Raw genomic sequence first — 11,926 nt, forward strand, 5'->3', positions numbered from 1 at the left:
TCAGTGGAACAGCAGATCGATACCGTAGCTCTCGCGGAACGCCTGACGGGCGTTCAGTCTGATGTGGCTTCCGCTTGTGCGGCTGCTGGCCGAGTAGCAGAGGATGTCACGTTGATCGTCGTGACGAAGTTCCATCCGGCTGCTCTCGTAACTGCGCTCGCCGATCTTGGAGTACGTGATGTTGGTGAAAATCGCCATCAGGAGGCCCGCGATAAGGCGGCAGAGCTTGCCGCCCTTGATCTGAACTGGCACTTTATTGGTCAGTTGCAGACCAAGAAGGCGCGCCAGGCTGCGCAGTACGCAAGTGCGATCCATTCGATTGATAGCGAGCGCCTAGTAGAAGCACTTGCCCGGATTGAGCGCAAGGTCGATGCGTTTGTGCAGATCAACCTCACCGACGACCCTGGACGCGGTGGGGTGGCACCTGAGGGTATTGAGTCGCTTGCTGAGCGAATTCTCGAAACACCCTCATTGAACCTTCGTGGTGTGATGGCTGTTGCGCCGCTTGAAGAAGACCCCGCTCGTGCTTTTGAGCGTCTCGCCGGCTACTCCGAGCGTGTGCGCTCGCTTGACGCCGGTGCCACTGCGATTTCTGCGGGCATGACCCACGATTTCGCAGAAGCGATCGCCGCAGGGGCGACACACCTGAGAATTGGAAGCGCAATTACCGGGAATAGGCCGCCCCAGCGGTAACCTCGGAGCAAGCATTGTAGGGAGTAACAAATGGGTAACCCGCTGAAGAAGACGATGGTATTCCTGGGTCTCGCCGAAGAGGACCTTGCTGCAGAGGCAGCTGAGCAGGCTGCGCCTGTTCAGCGTCCCACCACTGCTGCGGAGACCACCCCGGCGAAGGCTGCACCGCGCCCGACTGTCGCGCCATTGCGTCGCGTGACGCCGGTCCGTCACCAGCCTGCTCAGCCGATGAGTGAAATCCTCACGGTGCATCCCACCGAGTACAAGGACGCTCGCGCAATCGCTGAGAGCTTCCGCGAAGGTGTTCCCGTGATTCTCAATCTCTCCCGCATGGGGGAGTCGGAGGCAAAGCGCTTGATCGACTTCGCGAGCGGTTTGACGCTCGGTTTGCACGGTCGTATCGAGCGTGTGACGAGCAAGGTCTTCCTGCTGACCCCAGAGCACATCGAGGTTGGTAGCGATGAGCCGGTCCGTGAAGAGACCGGTTCGTTCTTCGTGAGCCCCAGCGCTTAACCAAGTGGAGCTTTTTTACATTCTCACCACTGTGATTCGGGTATTCCTCCGAATCTATGTGCTGTTCCTCTGGGCTCGACTCATTATTGACTGGGTCGTCGTATTCAACCCACGATTCCGACCACGCGGCTTTGTCGCTGTGCTGGTTGAACTCGTGTTTAGTGTGACCGATCCTCCTCTGAAGGCGATTCGCAAGGTCCTCCCGCCGATCCGACTTGGCCAGGTGTCAATCGATATGGGCTGGATGATCGCAATGTTTGTTTGTTGGATTGCGCTCGGTCTAATTCCGGGTTACTTCTAATCAACTGAGCGGTATTGCCACTTTGTTTGCTAGCGTAAGTGTGACGATCATGCGAATGGTCCCCAATCGAAAGAGACGGTAACGATGGCTTTGACACCTGAAGACGTGGTGAATCAGAAGTTCACGATCACAAAGTTCCGTGATGGCTACGACCTTGATCAGGTCGATGATTTCCTCGACACGATTGTCGAAGAGTTCCGCCAGCACGAAGCTGAGAAGGCTGAACTGCAGGCCAAGATTGACGAGCTCACCGCGCAGCTCGAAGAGGCTCGTGCAAACGCCGGCCAGGCTGCTGCGGCTCCCGTAGCTGCTGCACCGCAGCCCGTTGCTGCTGCACCTGCTCCCGCAGCGACCGAGTCCTCGACATCGCTCGAGGCTGACGCGGTCAAGTCGAGCGCGATGTTGCAGATGGCTCTCGAGCTTCACGACAAGTACGTTCGTGAAGGCGAAGAGACCCGCGACCAGCTCGTTGGTGATGCAGAGAAGAAGAGCACTCAGCTCGTCACCGATGCTGAGCGCACCGCAAAGAAGCTCACGCAGGACGCACAGACTAAGCGCGAAGCAGAGATGCGCGTACACACCGACGAAGTTAAGGACATCAAGGGTCGCATCGTTGACCTGCGTCAGTTCGAAGCTGAGTACCGTACCACGCTCCGCTCGTACATTCAGTCGCAGCTTCGTGGCCTTGACACCACGAACGAGCCTGAGGGCATTCCCGAGGGCGTCGAGTAATACTTACGGTGGCTGAAGACATTACTCCCGCCACCGAACCTTCGCAGACCGCGGGGGCATCACGGCGATCCATTTGGATCCCTGTGTTGCTCATCGCGGTCGCGTTGGTTGTGGCCACAATTGACCAGGTTTCGAAGAACTGGGTCGTCGCAAATCTGCCTCCTGGTGAGCCGATTCCGGTTGTCGGCGAAGCTTTGCAATGGCTGTTTGTTCGTAATCCTGGTGCTGCGTTCTCCATGGCGAGCGGTGCGACCTGGGTCTTCACGATTCTCGCAGCGGTTGTCGCTGGCGTAATCGTATGGCAGATTCGACGGCTTCGCTCTGTGCCCTGGGCGCTCTTCCTCGGCTTGCTGCTCGGCGGCGTGCTTGGTAACCTCACGGATCGTCTGACGCGTGCGCCAGGGTTCCCAGAAGGTCACGTGATCGACTTCATCTACACGCCGTGGATGATGCCAGCGATCTATAACGTTGCTGACGTCGCAATCGTTTCCGCAATGTGCATCTTCGTGCTTGTGACGCTGCTCGGTCTCCCCATCACTGGCGGGCCGCGTGAGCGCACACGCAAAGAGCTTGAAACAGTAGAAGCTGACCAAGTAAACGATGCAACTGAGCCTGCTGCCGATGCGCAGCCGACGGCTCCTGGAGAAGAGAACGAGGTCCGAAATGGAACAGCGTAGTCTTCCGGTTCCACCGGGACTCGCAGGGGAGCGCGCTGACGCTGCGCTCGCCAAGTTGCTGGGGTTTTCGCGGACCTTTGCGCAGTCGGTACTTGCTGACGGCGGCGTGGAGCTCGACGGCGTAGCGCTCGGGAAGTCTGATCGCCTCGCTGAGGGCGGTTGGCTTTCGATCGAGTGGACGGAGCCGAAGGGCCCCGAGGTGATTCCCGTTGATGTTCCTGAACTCGGCATCATCTACGACGATGAAGATCTGGTCGTCATCGATAAGCCCGCAGGCGTTGCTGCGCACCCCTCTATTGGTTGGACCGGCCCCACGGTGCTCGGCGCACTCGCCGGTGCGGGTTACCGCATCGCTACCTCTGGTCCGCCTGAGCGTCAGGGCATCGTGCACCGCCTCGACGCTGGCACGAGTGGGCTTATGGTCGTTGCGAAGAGCGAGCGCGCGTACAGCCTGTTGAAGCGTGCATTCAAGGACCGTGAGGTGCACAAGATCTACCACGCTGTCGTCCAGGGGCATCCTGACCCTTCGGCTGGCACCGTCGAAGGTGCGATCGGCCGCGCCCCAGGCAACGAGTGGAAGTTCGCGGTGACGAGCGACGGCAAGCCGTCGATCACCCACTACGAGACCGTGGAGGCGTACCCGTACGCGACGCTGCTCGAGATTGAGTTGGAAACTGGTCGTACGCACCAGATCCGCGTACACATGTCTGCACAGCGCCATCCGTGCGTTGGCGACGCAATGTACGGGGCTGACCCTTCGCTCTCTGAGCGTCTCGGGCTTGACCGCCAGTGGCTCCATGCAAAGCGCCTCGGCTTCCGCCATCCTGGCACGGGACTTCCCGTTGAGTTCGAGTCTGAGTACCCGGCAGACCTCGCACACGCCCTCAAGGTGTTGGACGTCTAGTTCGCGCGATCCGCACACATTGCACTGATCCGCTCATTGAGTACGTGGGTTTCCGCTCGGAATCCATGCTCGATGGGCGGATCACGCATGTTCACCGCACGAGACCCACGCAGTGTTCAGCGCGTGGGGCGAACTCCGGGGCACAGCAGGGTACCCTGGAGAACGTCGAAAGGGGCCTGACCGGTGTCAGATAAAGACGGGTTTGTTCATCTCCACGTGCATAGCGAGTATTCGATGCTCGATGGTGCGGCGCGAGTCGGACAACTCATGGACGCGGTCGAGGCACAGGGTATGCCCGCCGTCGCGGTCACTGACCACGGCAACATGTTTGGTGCGTTCGACTTCTGGCGGCAGGCCAAGGATCACGGTCTCAACCCGATTATCGGTATTGAGGCATATCTCACGCCGGGTACGCATCGAACCGATCGCACCCGTGTGCGCTGGGGCAACGGTGGCGGCGACGATGTCTCTGGTGCTGGCGCGTATACCCACATGACGATGCTGTCGGAGACCACGCAGGGCATGCACAATTTGTTCCGGCTGTCATCGCGCGCGTCGATGGAGGGTTACTACTTCAAGCCTCGCATGGACCGTGAGCTGTTGCAGACGTACGGTAAGGGCCTCATCACGACCACCGGCTGCCCCTCCGGTGAGATTCAGACGCGACTGCGCCTCGGTCAGTACGACGAAGCGCGCAAGGCTGCTGGTGAGTTCCAGGACATCTTTGGCAAAGAGAACTTCTTCTGCGAGATCATGGATCACGGCCTCGATATCGAGCGCCGCGTGCAGAACGATCTCATGCGTCTCTCGAAGGACCTCGCCATCCCGCTCGTCGCGACGAACGACTTGCACTACGTGCACGAGGCCGACGCTGAGGCGCACTCGGCACTGCTCTGTGTGCAGTCAGGCTCGAGGCTGGACGATCCAAACCGTTTCAAGTTTGACGGCTCGGGCTACTACCTGAAGAGTGCCGCCGAGATGCGCCACATTTTCCGGGATCATCCTGAGGCCTGTGACAACACGCTGCTCATCGCCGAACGTTGCAACGTTGAATTCAACACCAAGGCCAACTACATGCCGGTCTACCCCGTTCCTGCGGGGGAGAGCGAGGACAGCTGGTTCGTGAAGGAAGTGGAAGACGGACTCCACTACCGCTACCCGGCCGGCATCCCCGATGATGTGCGTAAGCAGGCGGAGTACGAAATCGGCGTCATCACGCAGATGGGCTTCCCCGGCTACTTCCTCGTCGTCGCTGACTTCATCAACTGGTCGAAGAAAAACGGTATCCGCGTGGGTCCCGGACGCGGTTCGGGCGCAGGTTCGATGGTGGCGTATGCAATGCGTATTACCGACCTTGACCCGCTGCAGCACGGCCTGATCTTCGAGCGCTTCCTCAACCCCGATCGTGTGTCGATGCCTGACTTCGATGTCGACTTCGATGATCGCCGCCGTGGCGAGGTCATTAAGTATGTGACTGAAAAGTACGGCGACGAGCGCGTGGCACAGATTGTGACCTACGGCACCATTAAGTCGAAGCAGGCGCTGAAGGATGCGTCTCGCGTGCTCGGCTTCCCGTTCGGCATGGGTGAGAAGCTCACCAAGGCGATGCCGCCTGCCGTCATGGCGAAGGACATCCCGCTCTCTGGCATTACTGATCCGAAACACCCGCGGTACAAGGAAGCGTCTGAGTTCCGCGCGGTGATCGATGTCGATCCTGAGGCGAAGCAGGTCTACGAAACCGCGCTCGGCCTCGAAGGTCTGAAGCGCCAGTGGGGTGTGCACGCGGCAGGCGTGATCATGTCGAGCGATCCGCTCATCGACATCATCCCGCTGCAGAAGCGTGAGCAGGACGGTCAGATCGTCACGCAGTTCGACTACCCGACCTGCGAGGGCCTCGGCCTCATCAAGATGGACTTCTTGGGCCTGCGAAACTTGACGATCATCTCGGACGCGCTCGAGAACATTCGGCTGAACCGTGGCGAGGAGCTTGACCTCGAACACCTCGAGCTTGATGACCATGCGTCATATGAGTTGCTTGCCCGTGGCGATACGCTCGGTGTCTTCCAACTCGATGGCGGTCCGATGCGTGGCCTGCTGCGCCTCATGAAGCCGGATAACTTTGAAGATATTTCGGCAGTCCTCGCGCTATACCGTCCGGGCCCGATGGGTGCCGATTCGCACACCAACTACGCCCTGCGTAAGAACGGTCTGCAGCCGATCACTCCGATTCACCCGGAGCTAGAAGAGCCGCTCAAAGACATTCTCTCGACGACCTACGGCCTGATCATTTATCAGGAGCAGGTGATGTCAATCGCGCAGCGAGTGGCTGGCTTCTCGCTCGGCCAAGCAGATATCTTGCGTCGCGCGATGGGTAAAAAGAAGAAGTCAGAGCTGGATAAGCAGTACGCGGGCTTTGCCGGCGGCATGAAGGAACGTGGCTTCTCTGAGGCTGCCATCAAATCGTTGTGGGACATTCTGCTTCCATTCTCGGACTACGCGTTCAACAAGGCACACTCCGCAGCGTATGGCGTCGTGAGCTACTGGACGGCATACCTGAAAGCGCACTACCCGGCCGAGTACATGGCTGCGCTGCTGACCAGCGTCGGCGATTCCAAAGACAAGCTCGCGTTGTACCTCAACGAGTGCCGCCGTATGGGTATCAACGTGCTGCCGCCAGCGGTCAACGAGTCGTTCTCGAACTTCTCGGCAGTTGGCGATGACATTCGCTTCGGCCTTGGCGCGATTCGCAACGTGGGTACAAACGTCGTGGAGGCGATCCGCGAGGGGCGTGAAGCCAACGGACGCTTTGAATCGTTCCATGACTTCTTGAAGAAGGTGGCAGTCGCCGCGTTGAATAAGCGAACGGTGGAGTCGCTCATCAAGGCAGGTGCGCTCGACAACATGGGCGGCACGCGCCGCGCACTGCTTGAGATTCACGAGACTGCAGTTGAAAGCGCGGTCAAGGACAAGCGTGACGCCGAGATGGGCAACGTCGGCTTCGACTTCGACAGCCTGTTCGCTGAGGTTGCTGAAGACACGGGTGCTGCGCCAGTCTCCACGATCCCTGATCGCCCAGAGTGGACGAAAAAGGACAAGCTCGCATTTGAGCGCGAAATGCTCGGTCTGTACGTCTCGGACCACCCGCTGCGCGGCCTTGAGACGGCTCTCGCGAAGGAATCCTCGACCAACGTCGAGCACGCCACCAACCCCGATGCAAACATGGACGGCGAAACCGTCGTGCTTGCGGGGCTCCTGACGAGCGTGCAGCATCGCACCGCAAAGTCGGGCAACCTTTACGGCATGGTGACGCTCGAAGATTTTACCGGCGAGATTCAAGCGCTCTTCATGGGTAAGTCTTACCAGGAGTTCGGCCACATGCTCGTGCCAGACTCGATTGTTGCGTTGCGAGGAAAGCTCAATTCTCGCGATGATGGCATGTCCATGCATGCGTATGGCGTGCGTCCGGTTGATGCAGTTGTGCAGGACGACTCGCAAATGCTCACGATTTCAATGCTTGATACCCGTGCGACGGAGCGTGTCATGGACGAACTCCGCAACACGTTGAAGCGTCACTCCGGAGACAGCGAGGTGCGGATGCACCTCGCAACCTCGCACGCGATTCGTGTATTTGAGCTGCCAATGAAGGTGCGCGTGAGTACTGAGCTGTTTGGTGAGCTCAAGGGGATCCTTGGACCGCGCTGCTTGTCTCCTATTGAAGAGCTTGTGGGTGGCGGCGAGCGGAGTAGCCTGTAACCATGCGTGCGATGCAACAACCCATCATCACTGCCCTCGGTGTGCAAGCCGAGATTGATGCTTCGGCTGAGATTGAAGCGCGGATCGCGTTCCTCGCTGATTACCTCGGCTCAGTGCCCGGTATCGGTGGCTACGTCCTGGGAATTTCCGGTGGTCAAGACTCCTCTCTTGCTGGCAGGCTCGTGCAGCTGGCTGTCGAACGCGTGCGAGCAGCAGGTCAGGATGTGCAGTTCATCGCCGTGCGCTTGCCCTATGGCGTACAGCACGACGAAGCCGATGCTCAGCTCGCGCTCGAATTCGTCAGCGCAGATCGCGTACTGACGGTAAACGTCGCGCCCGCTGTGGACGCAATGGTGAATGAGCTTGTTGCTACCACGGGGGAGCCCGTGACTGACTTCAACAAGGGCAATATCAAGGCGCGAGCCAGGATGGTCGCACAGTATGGCATTGCTGGTGACCGTCGCATGCTCGTAGTCGGTACCGACCACGCCGCGGAGGCGGTGACCGGCTTCTATACGAAGTTCGGTGACGGTGCCGCCGACGTGACGCCGCTTGCTGGTCTGAATAAGCGGCAGGGTGCTGCCATGCTCGAAGTATTGGAAGCGCCGCATCGCCTATGGGAGAAGATTCCCACTGCGGATTTGCTCGACGGGAACCCCGGGCAGACCGACGAGGACAACCTGGGCGTCTCATACGCACATATTGATGACTACCTGGAGGGTCGTGAGATCCCTGACGCTGCTGCCGAACGGATCGAACACCTGTATCGCGTGAGTGAACACAAGCGTCGGATGCCAGTGGCCCCCATTGACACCTTCTGGAGGAACGCACGATGAGTAACGTACAAACCTGGGTGGTTGCGGGCGGCTGCTTCTGGTGCCTCGATGCTGCATACCGTGCGCTGCGTGGCGTGCAGGAAGTGGAATCGGGATACACAGGCGGTACAACGCCAAATCCCACGTACCCTGCCGTTTGCACGGGGCAAACCGGCCACGCAGAGGCGGTCCGTGTCACCTTTGATGCGGACGTGATCCCGGAAGATGTCATCCTCGATGCGTTCTTTACGATGCATGACCCGACACAGCTGAACCGCCAGGGCAACGATGTTGGCACGCAGTACCGTTCAGCGCTGTTCGTCGCAGACGAGCATCAGCGCGAGGCTGCACTCGCCGCCCTGAGCCGCGCAGACGAGATCTGGCCCGGAGACGTAGTCACCCAGCTCAATGAGCTCGGTGAGTGGCACCGCGCCGAGGAATCTCACCAGGACTTCTTCGCGAAGAACCCCACACAGGGATATTGCATGGCGGTCGCCGTGCCGAAGGTGAACAAAGTGCGCGCTCGATTTACTGAGTACCTGCGGGACTAACTCAGACGGATTCACTGTCTGGCTGTGCCCCGTGCTGCGTTCACTTGCACGGGGCACAGCCGTACCTGCCGCGGGGGAGCGGCATCTGCTCAGAACGGAGCCGTAGCCAGCTCCCTGGTCTCTGAAGGGCTGAGTTCAGACGAGCGAGCGGGGGCGTCCTTCACCGCTGGCGCCTGATTCGCAGTGACAGCTGCTTCGTGAGTTGGCGTGTCAGCTGCCCCGCCGTCGATGGCGTTAGTTTCAGCCTCGCCGTCGAGTGGGCGCCTGTTGAATCGTGACGTGCCCCACAGCAGGTCGTGCCCCGCAGAATCAGCGTCGATCTCCACCGAGGTGCCTGACTTCTCTTCGTTCTCCCACTGCCGAATGCGGAGTCGCCCTTTCACCATGACACGTTCCCCCTTTGCAAATGATTCCCGTGCGTGGGCGGCAAGACGACGGAACAAATGAATCGTGTACCAGTTCGTATCGGCATCCACCCACTTGTTCTCTTCACGGTCGAACCTGCGATCGGTGCTCGCCAATCGAAATGAACAGAACTCAGTTCCATTGGCAGAACGGTGAAAGCGCGGCACCGTTGCGATCTGGCCGACGACGGTGAGTGTTTGAGACAAGGGGGTTCCTCGTTTCAATTCGGGAGGTGCTGGGAAAGCCAGCATCGCGTCAACGTGCCACCGGTAGCAGGCAATCGGGGAGATTGTGGAGAGATCCGCGCCCCTGAGCGGAAATGACTTCTGTGAACAACACTGCATTCGCAGGGAAGCACCTCATATGATGGGTCGCGTGAAGACTTCAAACCGCGCGAAGATGATCCGCCGCACCGGAGCAGGCATAGTTGCCGCGCTCGCCGCAGTCACACTCAGCTCCTGTGCGTTGCTCGCCGGCCCGGTACCCAACACGCCTGAGCGTGAAACGGTGCCTGTGCCCGAGGTTGCCCCTGAACTGGTGCCCGATGGTACCGCGGAGGAGAATCTGCCGTACTTCACTGAAGTGCTGCGCGGCTTTTCCGAAGGCGCTGAGGAAGTTCGCGGTCAGCAGGTCTCCACAGCGGTCATTAACGCGGGATTCCCGCGCGAAAACATGCAGGTATCGTTCGACAAGACGAAGACCGACCTCGTAGCCGACGCGATCTACGTGTCGGTGAAGATCGATGACTCATGCCTCCTGGGGCAGGTCATGACCGAAGATCGCACGTTCGTTACGCGTGTTGACCCCGCACTCGGCCCGAACAATGACATTTGCCTAATTGGCCAGACTCGCGTAATCGATTGGTAGGCTTGTGAACCATGGCTGAGTACATTTACCAGATGGTCCGCGCGCGCAAAGCGGTCGGCGAAAAGCTCATTCTCGATGACGTGACGATGTCGTTCCTGCCCGGCGCGAAGATCGGTATGGTCGGCCCGAACGGTGCCGGTAAGTCGACGATTTTGAAAATCATGGCCGGGCTTGACACTCCCTCGAATGGTGAAGCAATGCTCACCCCGGGGTACACGGTCGGCATCCTCATGCAGGAGCCCGAGCTTGATGAGACGAAGACCGTTCTGGAGAACATCCAGGACGGCATCGCGATCAAGGCAAAGGTTGACCGTTTCAACGAGATCTCGGCGCTCATGGCTGAGCCTGACGCTGACTTCGATGCGCTCCTCGCTGAGATGGGCACGCTGCAGGAAGAGATCGACGCTGCTGACGGCTGGGATCTTGACAACCAGCTTGCACAGGCAATGGACGCACTGCGTACCCCGCCTGCTGAGGCGTCGGTTTCGAATCTCTCGGGCGGTGAGAAGCGTCGCGTCGCACTGACCAAGCTTCTCCTCCAGAAGCCCGACCTGCTCCTCCTCGATGAGCCTACGAACCACCTTGACGCTGAGAGTGTGCTCTGGCTTGAGCAGCACCTGCAGAAGTACCCCGGCGCAGTCATCGCGATTACGCACGACCGGTACTTCCTCGACAACGTTGCTGAGTGGATCGCAGAGGTCGACCGCGGTCGTCTCTACCCCTACGAGGGCAACTACTCGACTTACCTGGAGAAGAAGGCTGAGCGTCTTGATATCCAGGGTAAGAAGGACGCAAAGCTTGCAAAGCGCCTGAAGGAAGAGCTTGAGTGGGTTCGCTCGAGCGCAAAGGGTCGCCAGACCAAGTCGAAGGCACGTCTTGCTCGTTACGAGGAGATGGCGGCAGAGGCTGAGCGCACCAGGAAACTCGACTTCGAAGAGATCCAGATCCCCGTTGGCCCCCGCCTCGGCAACGTGGTCATTGAGGCAAAAGACCTCGTCAAGGGCTTCGACGGCCGCACCCTCATCGATGGACTGTCGTTCAGCCTGCCGCCGAACGGTATCGTCGGCGTCATCGGCCCGAACGGTGTGGGTAAGACCACGCTCTTCAAGACCATCGTCGGCCTTGAACCCCTCGACGGCGGCGAGCTGAAGATCGGCGAGACCGTTCAGATCAGCTACGTCGATCAGAACCGTGCAAACATCGACCCCGAGAAGAACCTCTGGGAAGTTGTGTCGGACGGACTCGACATCATCACTGTTGGCAAGACCGAGATCCCGTCGCGTGCATACGTGTCGAAGTTCGGCTTCAAGGGACCGGACCAGCAGAAGAAGGCTGGCGTGCTCTCGGGTGGTGAGCGCAACCGTCTGAACCTCGCGCTCACGCTGAAGCAGGGTGGCAACCTCCTGCTCCTCGATGAGCCGACGAACGACCTCGACGTTGAGACCCTGCAGTCGCTTGAGAACGCGCTGCTCGAGTTCCCCGGCTGTGCAGTAGTCATTACGCACGACCGTTGGTTCCTCGATCGCATCGCGACGCACATTCTCGCGTACGAAGGCACCGAAGAGAACCCGTCTGACTGGTACTGGTTCGAGGGTAACTTCGAGGCGTACGAGGCAAACAAGGTAGAGCGCCTCGGCGCAGACGCTGCAAAGCCCTCGCGCAGCCACTACCGCAAGCTGACCCGCGACTAATCAGCCGCACGGATTGAGCACAGA

12 protein-coding genes are annotated in these 11,926 nt (G+C 59.6%); 11 read left to right on the plus strand and 1 reads right to left on the minus strand.

From position 1 onward, the window contains the following. The first annotated feature begins 3 nt into the window (after nt 1–3). The 9 genes from ICL81_RS10125 (at nt 4) to msrA (ending at nt 8,939) form a co-directional block, all read left to right on the plus strand. Nucleotides 4–693 (plus strand): YggS family pyridoxal phosphate-dependent enzyme, encoded by a 690-nt coding sequence (locus ICL81_RS10125; RefSeq protein ID WP_188034773.1) that lies wholly within the window; start codon nt 4–6, stop codon nt 691–693. Between the two features lie 30 nt (nt 694–723). Then, nucleotides 724–1,206: a cell division protein SepF gene (locus ICL81_RS10130; RefSeq protein WP_188034774.1), complete on the plus strand. Its 483-nt coding sequence runs from the start codon at nt 724–726 to the stop codon at nt 1,204–1,206. 31 nt (nt 1,207–1,237) lie between these two features. Continuing rightward, the gene (locus ICL81_RS10135; RefSeq protein WP_353055498.1) at nt 1,238–1,507 is read left to right on the plus strand and encodes a YggT family protein; all 270 of its coding nucleotides are present in this window, start codon (nt 1,238–1,240) and stop codon (nt 1,505–1,507) included. Nucleotides 1,508–1,591: 84 nt separating this feature from the next. Then, on the plus strand, nt 1,592–2,239 hold the full coding sequence (locus tag ICL81_RS10140; protein ID WP_188034776.1) for a DivIVA domain-containing protein: 648 nt from the start codon (nt 1,592–1,594) through the stop codon (nt 2,237–2,239). Nucleotides 2,240–2,247: 8 nt separating this feature from the next. Beyond that, nucleotides 2,248–2,916 carry a signal peptidase II gene (gene lspA / locus ICL81_RS10145; RefSeq protein WP_353055499.1) on the plus strand — a complete coding sequence of 223 codons (669 nt, stop codon included), beginning with the start codon at nt 2,248–2,250 and terminating at the stop codon, nt 2,914–2,916. Continuing rightward, the gene (locus tag ICL81_RS10150; RefSeq protein ID WP_188034777.1) at nt 2,903–3,820 is read left to right on the plus strand and encodes an RluA family pseudouridine synthase; all 918 of its coding nucleotides are present in this window, start codon (nt 2,903–2,905) and stop codon (nt 3,818–3,820) included. Before lspA ends, ICL81_RS10150 begins: the two co-directional genes overlap by 14 nt. Before the next feature lie 234 nt (nt 3,821–4,054). Beyond that, nucleotides 4,055–7,573 (plus strand): DNA polymerase III subunit alpha, encoded by a 3,519-nt coding sequence (gene dnaE, locus ICL81_RS10155; protein ID WP_223160691.1) that lies wholly within the window; start codon nt 4,055–4,057, stop codon nt 7,571–7,573. 2 nt (nt 7,574–7,575) lie between these two features. After that, nucleotides 7,576–8,409 carry an ammonia-dependent NAD(+) synthetase gene (nadE, locus tag ICL81_RS10160; protein ID WP_188034779.1) on the plus strand — a complete coding sequence of 278 codons (834 nt, stop codon included), beginning with the start codon at nt 7,576–7,578 and terminating at the stop codon, nt 8,407–8,409. Next, nucleotides 8,406–8,939 (plus strand): peptide-methionine (S)-S-oxide reductase MsrA, encoded by a 534-nt coding sequence (msrA, locus tag ICL81_RS10165; protein ID WP_188034780.1) that lies wholly within the window; start codon nt 8,406–8,408, stop codon nt 8,937–8,939. Before nadE ends, msrA begins: the two co-directional genes overlap by 4 nt. An 89-nt stretch (nt 8,940–9,028) precedes the next feature. Here the strand turns inward: msrA and ssb are convergent, their stop codons facing one another. Next, nucleotides 9,029–9,550 (minus strand): single-stranded DNA-binding protein, encoded by a 522-nt coding sequence (gene ssb, locus ICL81_RS10170; protein WP_188034781.1) that lies wholly within the window; start codon nt 9,548–9,550, stop codon nt 9,029–9,031. 169 nt (nt 9,551–9,719) lie between these two features. Between ssb and ICL81_RS10175 the strand changes: the two genes are divergently transcribed. After that, nucleotides 9,720–10,211, plus strand: coding sequence for a hypothetical protein (locus ICL81_RS10175; RefSeq protein ID WP_353055500.1), 492 nt, complete (start codon nt 9,720–9,722; stop codon nt 10,209–10,211). An 11-nt stretch (nt 10,212–10,222) separates the two neighbouring features. Beyond that, entirely contained in the window at nt 10,223–11,902 is a 1,680-nt protein-coding gene (gene ettA, locus ICL81_RS10180; RefSeq protein ID WP_188034782.1) for an energy-dependent translational throttle protein EttA, read from the plus strand. The last annotated feature ends 24 nt before the right edge of the window (nt 11,903–11,926 follow it).

Origin of the sequence: Leucobacter sp. cx-328, assembly GCF_014530035.1 — a bacterium.
Classification (GTDB): Bacteria; Actinomycetota; Actinomycetes; order Actinomycetales; family Microbacteriaceae; genus Leucobacter.